Below are 13320 nucleotides of genomic sequence, written 5' to 3'. Positions count from 1 at the left end.
AGAGGTCGCAGGGTTAGCACTTCACTCAACTTCCCCCTTGTCGGTCATCCTTGTCCTCTCCCGGGCCGTTTCCAGGGTTCCGGGGACGGTATGCGCCGTACAATCCGCTCAGCGCAATGGCGACCGTGGAGAGCGAATTGGGGGTCACTCCCAACGCGATGAACACGATGCCGGCCGCCAGGACCGCGAGGAAGACGATCAATTCGCTGCGTCGATGCATGGGCGGGCCTTTCGTTGGAACTTCGGATGTCCCACCAAGGTTTCCGCGGCGCGTACATGTTGCGGCAGGTGCAATGGTTGCCAAAAGTCCGCAACATCCGGGGCGAGTCGGGGGGCTTGGCATGCGGCGCTTCAATGAACTGGACGCGGATCTGTCAGTACAGAACCGGGCACTCGCCGAGGCGTTGCGGAACCTGTTCTTCCTTCTCGACGAGTCACTGAACGCGTACGCGAAGCGCCTCCCCTACAACAAGGGAGCCATGTCGCGCTACCTGGCGGGACAGCGGATTCCCCCGTGGAAATGGATCTGCCGGCTTCGCTGCGAAGCCGTGGCGAAAACCAAGGACGATGGATCCGTGATAGCCGAGGCAACCCTGCAGGACCTCTATCTCGCGGTGTTGCGAGCGAGTTCGGGCCTCGGCCATCAGACCACGCTGCTGACAAGCAACTGGCGTCCGCACGAGCTGTTGTTGCGACCTCCGCAACACCCCGAGGAACCGCAACAGCGTCCGGAACCCCAGCCGGAACCGCGCCCCGTGCCCTGGCGCCTCGCCCAGATATCGGCGGAGATCGAGCACGGGCTGCATATGGAGCGGCTGCCTGAACTCATCAGAGAGCTGCAGGCACTTGAGCGGGACGCCGAGGCGCAGGAGCTGCTGACCGTGGCGGCCCGGCGTCCCGTCCCTCAGGCCCTCCACGCACTGCGCTGCTTGGAGAAGGACGGTCTGGCCGGGGAGGCCAACTTCCTCATCGCATTCGCCGCGGCCCGGCCACCGGGAGACGCCGCGAAGCTGGCGGAGACAATGCTCAGCAGTGAGAACCGCAACAACGGCTACCTGTTGAAGAATCTACTGTCCGCGATGTCGCTCCGGGAGCCCGCATCGGTCGCCGACACGGCACAACAACTGGCGCTCGGCGACCGAGCACGTGGTGGTGGCCGCATGCTCTGGTGGGAAATGCTGTCCGCGTCCGGCGACCGACCGGTGGAGAAGGTGGCCGACGTCATGGCCGCACTGGGCGGGACGAATCTGGGAGCGGAGGGCGTGCGTGCGGTGTTCTCCGGGGATTCCTGCCGCAGGAGGGACCGCTGCTCGAAGACCGCCAGGCTGCTTCGTCTCCTCGCTGACAGAGGGTGTACCTGGCAACAGGAAACAGTCATGCAGGAGGTTGCCAAACCGCGCATCGCAATCGACGAGGTCGTCGGCACCGTCAACGCCCTGCATGAGGTTCGGCTGCACCCTCTGGCCGAGGCCCTGGGGCCGCGGGCGGCCCGTGCCCGCGGTGAGGGGAAGTGGCGCGACAAATTGGCCCACGCCCTCCTCCGCGCCGGCCTGACTGCCGAGGCCGAGCTTGTCCGGCAGACGCCACTCGCCTGACGGACCACGGAACAAGACAAGCGCTTCCGTCAGACGGAAGCGGCCTTGCCGAGCCGTGGCTCCCCTCACGAGTGTGGTGACCAACACGGCAGCGCGGGGCGACGGCGCCCCGCTCGAACGGGACGGGACCGCCCATGCCTCACATGATCGCTTTTGCCAGGAACCAGTGGTACGTCGCCGCCTACACCCATGAGGTCGGGCGGGAGCTGCTCGGCCGGACGATCCTCGGCGAACCCCTCGTGTTCTACCGCACCGAGGACGACGGGACGGCCGTCGCCCTGTCCGACCGCTGCGTGCACCGCCGCTACCCGCTCTCCGAGAGCCGGCTCGACGGGGACAAGATCGTGTGCGGCTACCACGGCTTCACTTATGACACGACGGGCGCCTGTGTGTACGTGCCGGGCCAGAAGCGCATTCCGCGTACGGCCCGCGTCGCCTCGTACCCGGTGGTGGAGCAGGACGCGTTCGTCTGGGTCTGGATCGGCGACCCGGCCCTCGCCGACCCGCAGACGATTCCGCGCGCCCGCCACATGGACTCGCCGGACTGGACCACGGTCTCCGGCATGGAGCCGATCGACGCCGACTACGGGCTGCTCGTCGACAACCTCCTCGACCTCTCCCACGAGACGTACCTGCACGGCGGCTACATCGGTACGCCCGAGGTCGCCGAGACGCCGATCACCACCGAGGTCGACGAGGGCGCGGGCATCGTGCGGGTCAGCCGGCACATGGCCGACGCCGCGTGCCCGCCGTTCTACGCACGGTCGACCGGCATCGAGGGCCGCATCACCCGCTGGCAGGACATCGAGTACCACGCGCCGTGCCTCTACCTCCTGCACAGCCGTATCGCGCCGGTCGGCGTGCTGCCCGAGGCGGACGGCAGCGACCCGAACGGCTTCCACACCGAGATCACGTACGCGATCACACCGTCCGGCGACGGCAAGGTGTACGACTTCTGGGCGGTCTCCCGGGACTTCGCGCGCGAGGACGAGGAAGTCACCACGTTCCTGCACGACTTCAACCACACGGTCGTGATGCAGGACGTCACCGCGCTCAACCTGCTGCAGAAGACGCTGGGCACCGAGCGGGCCGGGTACCAGGAGCTGAGCATCAACCTGGACACCGGTGGTCTCGCCGCCCGCCGGATTCTGGCCCGGCTGGTCGAGGAGGGCGAGAAGCCCATGGAGAAGGTCCAGTGACCGCCCCTTCCCCCTTCGGTACCCGCGAGGTCTACCGCATCGACTGGGTGCCGGGCACCGACGTGCTGCACGGCACCTGTCACTGCGGGGCCGAGCACCGCTCGGAGGACCCGATCGAGATGTGGGAGTGGATGCTCGGCCATCCGCAGGGCCACTCCCCCGAGCACGCCCGAGGACACGAACGATGACCCTGTACGAAGCCGAACTCGTCGTCGACCGGCGGGAGGTGGCCGCCGACGGCGTGCTCGCCCTCACCCTGCGCCATCCGCTGGACGAGGAGCTGCCCTCCTGGGAGCCGGGCGCCCACATCGACGTGGCCCTCGGCCCTGACCTGGAGCGGCAGTACTCGCTGTGCGGCGATCCGGCGGACCGTCGCGGCTGGCGGATCGCGGTCCTGCGGGAGCCCGAGGGGCGGGGCGGATCCGCCTATGTGCACGGGCAATTGGCGGCGGGCGACAAGGTCCGGGTCCGGGGTCCGCGCAACAACTTCACCCTCCAGCCGGCCCCCCGCTACCGCTTCGTCGCGGGCGGCATCGGCATCACCCCGATCCTGCCGATGCTGGCGGCGGCCGAGGCAGCGGGCGCGGAGTGGACGCTGCTGTACGGCGGGCGGACGCGCGAATCCATGGCGTTCACCGAGGAGTTGAACCGCTACTCGGCAGGAGGGGAGAGGGTGCGGGTCGCTCCGCAGGACGAGACCGGGCTGCTCGACCTCGACTCCGTGCTGGGCACGCCGGAGCCGGACACGCTCGTCTACTGCTGTGGTCCCGGTCCCCTCCTCGACGCGGTGGAGGAGCGGTGCGCGGTCTGGCCTAAGGGCGCGCTGCACGTCGAGCGCTTCCAGCCCAAGGTCCAGGAGACGGGCGGGGACACGGAGTTCGAGGTGGTCCTGGAGCGCTCGGGCCACACACTGACCGTCCCCGCGGACGTCTCCGTGCTCGACACCGTACGGGCCGCGGGCGTCGAGGTGCTCTTCTCCTGCACCGAGGGCACCTGCGGGACCTGTGAGACGGACGTCGTCGAAGGCACCCCCGACCACCGGGACTCGGTACTCACCGACGAGGAGCGGGAGACCGGCGAGACCATGCTCATCTGTGTGTCCCGGTGCCACGGGAAGCGCCTCGTGCTCGACCTGTGACGGACAGGTCCGCCTCGATCCGGGCGACCGTGGCCAGCAGCGGGGGCAGCAGGTCGCGGCGCACGGACTCGACGGAGTTGCGGCTGGCGTGCACCGGGATGTTCACGGCCGCCACCACCTCGCAGTCCCGGTCGCGCACCGGGACCGCGACCGAGCGCAGCCCCTCCTCCAGCTCCTGATCGACGATGGCGTACCCCTGGCGGCGTATCCGGCGCAGTTCGGCGCGCAGTACGTCGGCCGAGACGATCGTGCGGGCCGTCAGGGGACGCAGGTCCGCGCGGGCCAGCCGGGCGTCGCTCTCCTCGTCCGGCAGATACGCGAGGATCACCCGGCCCACGGACGTCACATGCGCCGGGAAACGGGTGCCGACGGTGATCGTCGCGGTCATGATGCGACGCGTGGGCACCCGCGCCACGTACACGACGTCGTCACCGTCCAGGACGCACAGGGACGACGACTCCCGTATCTGTGAGACGAGTTGCTCCAAATGCGGCTCGGCGATCTCCGGCAGGGTGAAACTGGACAGGTACGAATAGCCCAGTTCGAGGACGCGCGGAGTGAGCCGGAACATCCGCCCGTCCGTCTGCACGTACCCCAGGTCGAGGAGCGTCAGCAGGAAGCGGCGGGCCGCCGCACGGGTCAGATCACAGCTGCGCGCCACCTCGCTGAGCGTCAGTTCGGGGTGGTCGGCGTCGAAGGCACGGATGACGGCGAGGCCGCGCTCGAAGGATCGGACGAAGTGCGGTTCGCGAGCTCCAGCAGGCATCAGCGCCTCCACGGGGCGCACGGAAGTGCGCTCTGCGCACGCTAGGAGCACGGTTCGGTCACTGTCAACGGCCCTGCGCGTCAAGGGCATTGACCCGTTCCCGGCGGCGCTCTACGTTCACGCTGAGCACTTCTGTGCGGTCTGCGCACAGCCTGTCGAAGAGCTGGTCCGGCTCAACTGCCGGTTCCACTAGGGGGAGTCATGCGTCGTCTGCTCATCGGCCTCGCGGCCGGCGCCGTGTTCGTCGCCGCGACAGCCTGCGGTTCGTCCGACTCATCCGACTCGTCCGGGTCGGACGGCGGAGACAAGGCATCCGAGGGCACCACCACGGTCAAGGTCGGCGTCATTCCCATCATCGACGTCGCTCCCCTGTACCTGGGCCAGAAGAAGGGCTTCTACAGCGAGCGCGGCATCAAACTGGAGCTCACCAGCGCGCAGGGCGGGGCGGCGATCGTGCCCGGCGTCGTGGCCGACCAGTTCGACTTCGGCTTCAGCAACACGACGTCCCTGCTGGTCGCCCAGTCCAAGAGCGTGCCGATCAAGGCCGTGGTGAACGGTGTCGCGTCCACCGGCAAGCAGAAGGCCGACTTCGCGGAACTCGCGGTGAAGAAGGGCAGCCCCCTCAAGTCCGCCAAGGACGTGGAGGGCAAGAAGGTCGCCGCCAACACGCTCAACAACATCTGCGACACCTCGGTGAAGAACTCGGTCCGCAAGGACGGCGGCGACCCGTCCAAGGTGGAGTTCGTGGAGATGCCCTTCGACCAGATGCCGGCCGCACTCGACGGCGGCCAGGTGGACGCGGCCTGCGTCGTGGAACCCGCGCTCGCCACCATCAAGTCCAAGGGCGGCACGTCGATCGCGTCGCTCTTCGTCGACGTGTCGCCGGACCTCACCGTGGCCATGTACTTCACCTCCCAGAAGTACGCCCAGAAGAACCCGGAGATGGTGAAGAAGTTCCAGGAGGCGACCGCCGAGTCCCTCGAGTACGCCGACAGCCACCCGGACGAGGCCCGCGAGATCATCGCCACGTACACGAAGATCCCGGGCAACCTGCTGGAGACGCTCACCCTGCCCCGCTGGCCCGCCGAGCCGGACCGCGCCTCCATCGAGAAGCTGGCCGAACTGGGCGAGCAGGACGGCCTGTTCGACAAGGCCCCGGACCTGGACAAGCTGCTGCCGTGAAAGGCACCAACGCCGTCCTGGGCGCGGCCGGGCTCGCGGTCTTCCTCGCCCTCGGCGAGGCGGTACCGCGGCTCGGCCTCGTCAAGGAGGACTACTTCCCGCCGACCAGCCGCATCGCCGACGCACTGGCGACGGAACTCTCGGACGAGGCGTTCTGGACCGCGCTCGGGGACACGCTCACCGGCTGGGGGCTCGGGCTGGTGATCGCCGTGACCGCCGGAATCCTCGTGGGCGTGGTGATCTCGGTGACGCCCTACCTCCGCGAGGTGACCGCCTCGACGATCGAGTTCCTGCGCCCGATCCCCTCGGTCGCGCTGATCCCGCTCGCGGTCCTCCTCTACGGCACGGAACTCCGCTCGGTCCTGCTGCTGGTGGTGTACGCGTCCTTCTGGCAGGTCCTGATCCAGGTGCTGTACGGCGTCCGGGACGTCGACCCGGTCGCCGAGGAGACGGCCCGCTCGTACGGCCTCGGCACCTGGGCGCGGATCCGCCACGTGCTGTGGCCGACGGCCCTTCCGTACGTCATGACGGGTGTGCGGCTGGCCGCGACCGTCGCGTTGATCCTCGCCGTGACCGTCGAACTCGTCATCGGGGCACCGGGGTTGGGCGCCCGCATCGCCGTCGCCCAGACCTCGCAGGCCGTACCGGAGATGTACGCGCTGGTGGTGGTCACCGGACTGCTCGGGCTGGTCATCAACGTGGGTGCGCGCACGGTGGAGCGTCGGGCGCTGGCCTGGCACCAGTCGGTGCGCGGGGAGGTGGCGGTGTGAGGCGTGTACTGCTGCGGGTGTTCTTCGTCGTCGCCCTCCCAGCCGTGCTTCTCGTGGCGTGGTGGTTCGCCTCCGACGGCAGCACGGACATCTACTGGCCGCCGCTGCGCACGATCCTCACCACGTTCCCGGACGTCTGGACGGGCGAGCGGCTGCGCGAGGACGTGCTGCCCAGCCTGCTGCGGCTGAGCGCCGGCTACGCGTGCGCCGCCGTCGCGGGCGTGGCGCTCGGCACGGTCATCGGCTCGTACCGCCGGGTGCGCGCGGCGTGCGAACCCGTGCTGGAGTTCCTGCGGGCGGTGCCGCCGCCGGTGCTCGTCCCGGTCATCATGCTGTTCGCGGGCATCGGCGACACGATGAAGATCGCCGTCATCGCGATCGGCTGCGTCTGGCCGATCCTGCTCAACACGGTGGAGGGTGTGCGGGCGGTCGACTCCGTGATGTCCGAGACGGCCCGCTCGTACGGCATTACCGGCACCGCCCGGCTGCGGCACGTGGTGCTGCGCTCGGCGAGCCCGCAGATCTTCGCGGGCCTGCGCCAGGCCCTGTCCATCGGCATCATCCTGATGGTCATCAGCGAGATGACCGCGTCCAGCAACGGGATCGGCTTCACCATCGTCCAGTTCCAGCGGACCTTCGCCATCCCCGACATGTGGACCGGCATCCTGGTGCTCGGCCTGCTCGGATTCCTGCTCTCGGTTGTCTTCCAGCTGGTCGAGCGGCGGGTGCTCGGCTGGTACCACGGTCAGCGCGACGCCTCCCGGCGGTCGTCGTGACGCTCGCGAAAGGTCGGCCCATGCTGGATGTACGCGGCCTCAACAAGGTCTACGAGGGGTCCGGACGCCGGGTGGAGGCGGTCCGCGACCTCACCTTCACCGTGGACGCGGGCGAACTGGTCTGTCTCGTCGGGCCGTCGGGCTGCGGCAAGACGACCCTGCTGAAGTGCGTGGGCGGACTGCTCACGCCGACCGCGGGCGAGGTGCTGATCGGGGGCCGCCTGGTGACCGGGCCGCCGCCGGACATGGCGGTCGTCTTCCAGGAGTACGGCCGCAGTCTGTTCCCCTGGATGCGGGTGCGCGAGAACGTCGAACTCCCGCTCAAGCAGAAGAAGTTGAGCAGCGCGAGGCGGCGTGAACTCGTCGCGGACGCCCTGGAGTCGGTCGGTCTCACGGACGCCGCGGGCGCGTACCCGTGGCAGCTGTCGGGCGGCATGCAGCAGCGGGTGGCGATCGCCCGCGCGCTCGCGTACGAGCCCGAAGTGCTGCTGATGGACGAGCCGTTCGCGGCGGTGGACGCCCAGACCCGTGCCGACCTGGAGGACCTGGTGCGCGGGCTGTGGCGGCAGCGGGGGATCACGATCCTCTTCGTGACGCATGACATCGACGAGGCCGTGTACCTGGGCGAGCGGGTGCTGATCCTCTCCTCCTCGCCGACCGTCGTCCAGGAGCAGCTGAAGGTCGATCTCCCGGCGGAGCGCGACCAGTTGCACACCCGGGTGGCACCGCGCTTCGCCGAGCTGCGGACCCATGTGTACGAGCAGATCCAGGCGGCGAAGCGCGGGACGGCCGGCAGCCGACTGGACAAGGGCGTCGTTTCGGATACTCCGCCGCCGCACTGAACGGGTCTGCGGCCGGCCGGGATCGGCGGGGCCGTTCAGCCGCGGACACCGCCGGTGTCAGGCGGACAGCGCCGGTGTCGCCGGTGTCACGCGTCCGCGGACGGCACCACGCTGAGATGGCCCGCCGTGCGCCGGGCCCGGCCCGCCCTTCGGACGGCTGTCGGGCGGCGGGCCTCGCGCAGGACCAGCGTCAGCCGTGAATAGCCCATGTCCGCAAGGGTTTTGGGGGTCTCGCCGACGATCCGGCAGTCCGTACGGCCCCAGCGCGGGTCGGGGTGCAGCAGCGGCCGCACCGCGCCGTCGTGCTCCACGGCGTCGGGTCCGACCGAGCGGATCCAGTGCGGCAGGCCGTGCCGGTACGCGGCGTCCATGATCGGGTCCTGGGCGATGTCCCGCAGGATCGCCTGGAGTCCGTGGTCGTGGCCGTGCCGCTCCACGGCGGCCGCGAAGTGCGCGAGCATCGGCAGGCACCAGCTCGACTCGTGCTCGGCGAGGACCGAACCCGCGTCCGGATGGAACAGCACGAACCGGAGGAAGTTGTCGCCCGGCATGGCGGTGGGATGCGGGCCGATCTCACGGAAAAGTGTCTGGAACGCACCGTTCGCCAGGACCACGTCCCAGCGGTGGTCGACGACGACGGAGGGAAAGGAGACCGCCTCCAGGAGCGCGGCGTAGTCCTGGAGATACGCCTGAGCCTCAAGACTCTCGGGGACGGGCCGCGGCTGTGGCCTGGGCCCTCCTGCCTGGTATGCCATCGGGAGGTCCACCCCTCTTGCCTATGCGGCCTTCACGCGGCGTCGTGATCCTGCTCCCCCGGGCGGAGCGGTGTCAACTATCGTGGCATTTGACGCGTGTTGACGGCTGAATCCCGCCACAGTTGTGGCGATGCCTGGATGCGAGTTCGGCCTAAGGGCTACTCTCCGGTCTTCGGGCGGTTCACGCTGCACTTCCCGGATTTCCCGCAGGGACTTCACATCCGGGGGCTCCGGTTTCCCCGGAGCTGTCGACGAGGACGTAGGAGAAGTGTCGGTGACGGATGGCTTCGAGGTTCCGGGCGCCACGGCCACGGTTCTGCTGCCGGCCGTCGTGGCCCGAGTGACCGCGCTCGCCGTCCGGCTCGGCGCGCCTCACGACGAGGTGTTCGACATCCCGCGGCTGTCCGCCGCGTCCGGCGTCCCGGAGGCCGTGGTCGGGTCCCTGCTGAACGGGCGGCCCGCCGGCGAGCCCGACCTGCAGGCCCGTTTCCTGCAGCGCCTCGGCCTGCTGCGCCGCACCCGGCTGAAGCCCAACGGCCGCCGGTACACCCAGCAGGAGATCGCCGACGGCGCGGGCATGTCGCGCCAGCAGGCGGGTGCCCTGATCAACGGCGACCGGCGCCCGACGATGGAGCACTGCGACGCCATCCAGCGCTTCTTCAGAGTGCACGCCGGCTTCCTCACCGCCGAGGACCCGGAGGCGCTCGCCGGCGCCCTCCAGCGCACCGAGCAGGAACTGCTCCAGCGGCTCGCCGACCGGGAACGCGAGGCGGCCCTGGCGGCCGTCGACGACCCACTGGAGCGGCTGCTGCAGGACCACGGGGTGCGCGGCATCGCCTGGCGGGCCGCGCAGCTGCCCACCGACCAGCACCGGGACAAGGTCGCCGAATGGCTGGACATGCTCCTGGAGAGCGTCAAACGGCCCGAGTCGTGAGCCGGGGGATACCTGTGGGCATCGGAAAGGAAATGCGCCGCCTGTGCGGCGAGTTGGTCGAGGAGCTCTCGCTCCCGGCACCGGCGGAGCCCGCCGACCTCTACGCGGCTCTGTGCGACGCCATGAGCAGACGGCGCGGCCGCCCGGTGCAGTTCCGCACGGCCGCGTTCCCGCCCGGCACCGCCAGCGGGCTCTGGCTCGACATGGCCGACCAGGACCTCGTCGTCATCGAGGAACGCACCGCGCCCGACCACCAGTTGGTGATCCTCGGCCACGAGCTGTGGCACATGAAGGCCGGCCACTGCGGCCACCACCTGGAGGGCGCGACCGTCGCCGCGCGCCTGCTGTCCGACGATGCCGACCTGCAGGCGACCGTCCTGAAGGTGGCCGCGCGCACCCGGTTCGACCTTGCCGACGAGAAGGACGCGGAGAGCTTCGGGCTGCTGCTGGCGAGCAAGTGCCGCGGCTGGCTGGCCGGTTCGGCGATCCGCGGTCCCGTGCGGCGCGACGGCCTGGCCGGCCGGATCGAGGCGTCCCTGGGCTATCGCGGGCCGCGGAGCTGAAGCCGCCGGCGCCATGGACGATTCCAGCTACTACGTGCCGGCCGCCGCCATGGCGCTCGCCTTCGCCGTCAAGGCGCCCTCGCTGCTGCGCTCCCGGCGCGATCCGCTGCTGCGCGCCGTGTGCGCCCTGCTCCTCCTCGCGAGCCTGTCGTTCCTGTTCGCGGCCCCGCCGACGATCGCCGAGGTCAACCGCCGCACCGGGATCGCGAACGTGTCGGCGCCCGTCGTCTACTCCCTGCTGACCGCGTTCAGCGCCGCCTGTCTGGTGCTGATCATCAACTGGCGCGGCGGGCCGCCCGAGGTGACCCGGCGGACCTCCCGTCGCTGGATCGCCGGGTACGGCCTGGTGATCGTGGCGCTGAACACGCTCTTCGCCGTCGGGGACGCACCACTCGAACGGCTGCGGGACTTCGACACCCACTACGCGACGACCCCGTTCGTCCGCGAGATGATCGTGCTCTATCTCGCGTCGCTCACGGTCGCGGGTCTCGCGATGTACGTCATGTGCTGGCGCTGGGCACTTCAGGTGCAGGGCTGGCTGCGGGCCGGGCTGCTGATCATCGCGCTCGGCTTCCTGTTCAACATTCCCTACGCGGCGACCAAGCTCATCGCCGTGGTCGCCCGGTGGAACGGCGGAAACCTGGATGACCTGAGCACCTACGCGGCGCCCGTGCTGGCCTCCGTCGGCGCACTGGTCAGCGCGGTCGGCTTCTGTGTACCGCTGGCCTGCCAGCGCATCGGGGACAGCTGGAGCACCTGGTCGACGTACCGTCGGCTCGGGCCGTTGTGGCACGAGCTGAGGTCGGCCTCGGGACACGGGGACCGAGCCGTCCGCATCTCCTGGTGGTCCCCCGCCGAACTCCAGGTCACCCAGCGGGAGTCCGACATCCACGACGGCATGCTCGGCCTGTACCCCTACTTCGACTCCGGCGTGCGGGCGGACGCCTATGCCGCGGCCGTGGCGGCGGGCTCGGACGCCGTGCAGGCCCAGGCGGAGGCCGACGCCGCGATGGTGACCGCGGCGGTGCGGGCCAGGGCCGCCGACCCGGAGGGCAGGATCATCAGCTCGGCGACGACCGACGCACCGTACGCGTCCCCCGAGGGCCCGCGCGACCTCGTACGGATTTCCGCCGCCCTGCGTCACTCAGCCGTCGTCGCGGCCGCCCGATGGCAGGCCGCGACCAGCTCAGAGAGCGACTTCCATGAACGTACCCGCTAGCACCCGCCCGGGTGGGGCGCCCAGACGTGCCGTCGTCATCGGCGCCGGGACGGCCGGAATGCTGGCCGCCGCCGCGCTGCACGCGTACGCCGACGTCACAGTCGTCGAGCGTGACGCCCTGCCCGAGGGGCCCGAGCCCCGCAGGGGTCTCCCGCAGGCCCGCCACGCCCATCTGCTGTGGTCCGGCGGCGTCCGCGCGACGGAGGATCTGCTGCCGGGAGTGACCGACGCCTGGCTCGCCGCCGGTGCCCGGTGGATTCCTCTGCCGACCGGTCTCGTGACCCTGCAGCCGCACGGCTGGCTCCGACGCCGGCCCGGGACGCAGTTCATGATCGCCTGCAGCCGTGATCTGCTCGACTCGGTCCTCCGGGACCGGATCTCCCGGGAGCCGCGGATCACCGTCACGCAGCGCACCGAACTCCTGGGCCTTGAAGGCGGCGCCGCCAAGGTGACGGGCGTGCGCGTCCGTACGCCCGAGGGCCAGGAGCGCGTCCTCGAAGCGGATCTCGTGGTGGACGCCTCGGGGCGCGGTTCACGGGCCGTCTCCTGGCTCGACGCGCTGGGCGTCCCGCAGGCTCCGCTGGAGGAGGTCGACTCCGGACTCGCGTACGCCAGCCGGATCTTCCGCGCGCCCGAGGGCACGGAGGAGTATCCGGTGGTCAGCGTGCAGCCGAATCCGGCAGAGCCGGTGCCGGGCCGGAGCGCGACCGTCGTGCCCATCGAGGGCGGGCGCTGGCTGGTGACGCTGTCGGGCACGCGCGGCGGCCGACCGACCGGTTCCGCCGCGCAGTTCGAGGCGTTCGCGCGCGAGGTGAGGCATCCCCTGGTGGGCGAGCTGATCGCCCGCGCCGAGCCGCTGACGGACGTCGTCACGCGCAACGCCGTGAACCGCAGGCATCTCTTCGAGAGGGTCCGCGCCTGGCCCGAGGGGTTCGTCGTCCTCGGGGACGCGGTCGCCACGTACAACCCGGTCTACGGGCACGGCATGTCGGTGGCCGCGCAGGGTGCGGTGGCGCTGCGTGACCACGTGGTCGAGTACGGGCTCGCGGCGCCGGGGCTCGCGCGGCGGGTGCAGCGTGCCGTGTCGCGGCCGGTGGCGACGGCCTGGCGACTGGCCACGAGCACGGACATCCGGTACCCCGACGCCATCGGCAAGCCGCCCGGCGGCATGGAAAAACTGCTCGGGCGCTATCTGAACCGCCTCGGGCTGACGGCGACCGGACATCCGCCGGTCGCCGAGGAGCTCCTCGGCGTGGTCACGCTGTCCCAGCCGATCACCGCCCTGCTCAGGCCCGCGGTCGTCCTCGCGGTGCTGCGCGGTCCGCGCCGGCCCCCGCTGACCGAGCCGCCCCTGACGAACGAGGAACGGGACGCGGTCCTCGGTGCACCGGCACGTCGGGAACATCAGGAACACGGGAAGGCTGACGCGAGGCGTCAGGAAACACCGCTTCTCGATGAAGGCACCACGAGCACCGGGATTACCGCGGGCACCGGGATTACCGCGGGCACCGGGGTTGCCGCGAGCACCGAGGTTCCTGACAGCACCGAGATCGCCCGCTGAGGAGACCGGGCGGGCGCGGC

The 13320-nt window shown here is 70.3% G+C and carries 14 protein-coding genes; 12 read left to right on the top strand and 2 right to left on the bottom strand.

Going from position 1 to position 13320, the window contains the following annotated elements:
* Positions 1–116: 116 nt before the first annotated feature.
* From AB0I18_RS29555 to AB0I18_RS29540, 4 genes are all read left to right on the top strand, one after another.
* Positions 117–1595: a hypothetical protein gene (locus tag AB0I18_RS29555; RefSeq protein WP_363108655.1), complete on the top strand. Its 1479-nt coding sequence runs from the start codon at positions 117–119 to the stop codon at positions 1593–1595.
* Positions 1596–1729: 134 nt separating this feature from the next.
* Positions 1730–2794, top strand: a complete 1065-nt coding sequence (locus AB0I18_RS29550) for an aromatic ring-hydroxylating dioxygenase subunit alpha (protein WP_363108654.1) — start codon at positions 1730–1732, stop codon at positions 2792–2794.
* Positions 2791–2982: a hypothetical protein gene (locus AB0I18_RS29545; protein WP_363108653.1), complete on the top strand. Its 192-nt coding sequence runs from the start codon at positions 2791–2793 to the stop codon at positions 2980–2982. The genes AB0I18_RS29550 and AB0I18_RS29545 overlap by 4 nt, the downstream gene beginning before the upstream one ends.
* Positions 2979–3932 (top strand): PDR/VanB family oxidoreductase, encoded by a 954-nt coding sequence (locus AB0I18_RS29540; RefSeq protein ID WP_363108652.1) that lies wholly within the window; start codon positions 2979–2981, stop codon positions 3930–3932. Before AB0I18_RS29545 ends, AB0I18_RS29540 begins: the two co-directional genes overlap by 4 nt.
* On the opposite strand, the gene AB0I18_RS29535 is transcribed toward AB0I18_RS29540, so the two are convergent.
* A complete protein-coding gene (locus AB0I18_RS29535) occupies positions 3883–4698 on the bottom strand; it encodes an IclR family transcriptional regulator C-terminal domain-containing protein (RefSeq protein WP_363108651.1) in 816 nt (271 codons plus the stop codon). The two genes, AB0I18_RS29540 and AB0I18_RS29535, sit on opposite strands and share 50 nt — an antisense overlap.
* A 201-nt stretch (positions 4699–4899) precedes the next feature.
* On the opposite strand from AB0I18_RS29535, the gene AB0I18_RS29530 reads away from it, so the two are divergent.
* The 4 genes from AB0I18_RS29530 to AB0I18_RS29515 are packed head-to-tail and all read left to right on the top strand — an operon-like array spanning position 4900 to position 8268.
* Positions 4900–5880, top strand: coding sequence for an ABC transporter substrate-binding protein (locus AB0I18_RS29530; RefSeq protein ID WP_363108650.1), 981 nt, complete (start codon positions 4900–4902; stop codon positions 5878–5880).
* On the top strand, positions 5877–6650 hold the full coding sequence (locus AB0I18_RS29525) for an ABC transporter permease (RefSeq protein WP_363108649.1): 774 nt from the start codon (positions 5877–5879) through the stop codon (positions 6648–6650). The genes AB0I18_RS29530 and AB0I18_RS29525 overlap by 4 nt, the downstream gene beginning before the upstream one ends.
* Entirely contained in the window at positions 6647–7426 is a 780-nt protein-coding gene (locus AB0I18_RS29520) for an ABC transporter permease (protein ID WP_363108648.1), read from the top strand. The genes AB0I18_RS29525 and AB0I18_RS29520 overlap by 4 nt, the downstream gene beginning before the upstream one ends.
* A gap of 20 nt (positions 7427–7446) precedes the next feature.
* Entirely contained in the window at positions 7447–8268 is an 822-nt protein-coding gene (locus AB0I18_RS29515; RefSeq protein WP_363108647.1) for an ABC transporter ATP-binding protein, read from the top strand.
* 86 nt (positions 8269–8354) lie between these two features.
* Here the strand turns inward: AB0I18_RS29515 and AB0I18_RS29510 are convergent, their stop codons facing one another.
* Positions 8355–9023 carry a hypothetical protein gene (locus AB0I18_RS29510; protein ID WP_363108646.1) on the bottom strand — a complete coding sequence of 223 codons (669 nt, stop codon included), beginning with the start codon at positions 9021–9023 and terminating at the stop codon, positions 8355–8357.
* Between the two features lie 274 nt (positions 9024–9297).
* On the opposite strand from AB0I18_RS29510, the gene AB0I18_RS29505 reads away from it, so the two are divergent.
* The 4 genes from AB0I18_RS29505 to AB0I18_RS29490 are packed head-to-tail and all read left to right on the top strand — an operon-like array spanning position 9298 to position 13300.
* Positions 9298–9957, top strand: a complete 660-nt coding sequence (locus AB0I18_RS29505) for a helix-turn-helix transcriptional regulator (RefSeq protein WP_363108645.1) — start codon at positions 9298–9300, stop codon at positions 9955–9957.
* Positions 9958–9989: 32 nt separating this feature from the next.
* Positions 9990–10520 (top strand): toxin-antitoxin system, toxin component, encoded by a 531-nt coding sequence (locus tag AB0I18_RS29500; RefSeq protein WP_363108669.1) that lies wholly within the window; start codon positions 9990–9992, stop codon positions 10518–10520.
* 13 nt (positions 10521–10533) lie between these two features.
* Positions 10534–11739: an MAB_1171c family putative transporter gene (locus AB0I18_RS29495; protein WP_363108644.1), complete on the top strand. Its 1206-nt coding sequence runs from the start codon at positions 10534–10536 to the stop codon at positions 11737–11739.
* A complete protein-coding gene (locus tag AB0I18_RS29490; protein WP_363108643.1) occupies positions 11723–13300 on the top strand; it encodes an FAD-dependent monooxygenase in 1578 nt (525 codons plus the stop codon). Before AB0I18_RS29495 ends, AB0I18_RS29490 begins: the two co-directional genes overlap by 17 nt.
* Positions 13301–13320: the final 20 nt, after the last annotated feature.

This window comes from Streptomyces sp. NPDC050704, from assembly GCF_040654355.1.
Lineage (GTDB): Bacteria > Actinomycetota > Actinomycetes > Streptomycetales > Streptomycetaceae > Streptomyces.
Note: the sequence above shows the minus strand (reverse complement) of the source record. Positions and strands in the feature narration are given on the sequence as shown.

Coding starts and splice junctions, on each gene's coding strand:
- AB0I18_RS29495 (WP_363108644.1), top strand. CDS start 10,534: ATGGACGATTCCAGCTACTACGTGCCGGCCGCCGCCATGGCGCTCGCC.
- AB0I18_RS29530 (WP_363108650.1), top strand. CDS start 4,900: ATGCGTCGTCTGCTCATCGGCCTCGCGGCCGGCGCCGTGTTCGTCGCC.
- AB0I18_RS29490 (WP_363108643.1), top strand. CDS start 11,723: ATGAACGTACCCGCTAGCACCCGCCCGGGTGGGGCGCCCAGACGTGCC.
- AB0I18_RS29535 (WP_363108651.1), bottom strand. CDS start 4,698: ATGCCTGCTGGAGCTCGCGAACCGCACTTCGTCCGATCCTTCGAGCGC.
- AB0I18_RS29550 (WP_363108654.1), top strand. CDS start 1,730: ATGCCTCACATGATCGCTTTTGCCAGGAACCAGTGGTACGTCGCCGCC.
- AB0I18_RS29500 (WP_363108669.1), top strand. CDS start 9,990: ATGCGCCGCCTGTGCGGCGAGTTGGTCGAGGAGCTCTCGCTCCCGGCA.
- AB0I18_RS29510 (WP_363108646.1), bottom strand. CDS start 9,023: ATGGCATACCAGGCAGGAGGGCCCAGGCCACAGCCGCGGCCCGTCCCC.
- AB0I18_RS29555 (WP_363108655.1), top strand. CDS start 117: ATGGCGACCGTGGAGAGCGAATTGGGGGTCACTCCCAACGCGATGAAC.
- AB0I18_RS29540 (WP_363108652.1), top strand. CDS start 2,979: ATGACCCTGTACGAAGCCGAACTCGTCGTCGACCGGCGGGAGGTGGCC.
- AB0I18_RS29515 (WP_363108647.1), top strand. CDS start 7,447: ATGCTGGATGTACGCGGCCTCAACAAGGTCTACGAGGGGTCCGGACGC.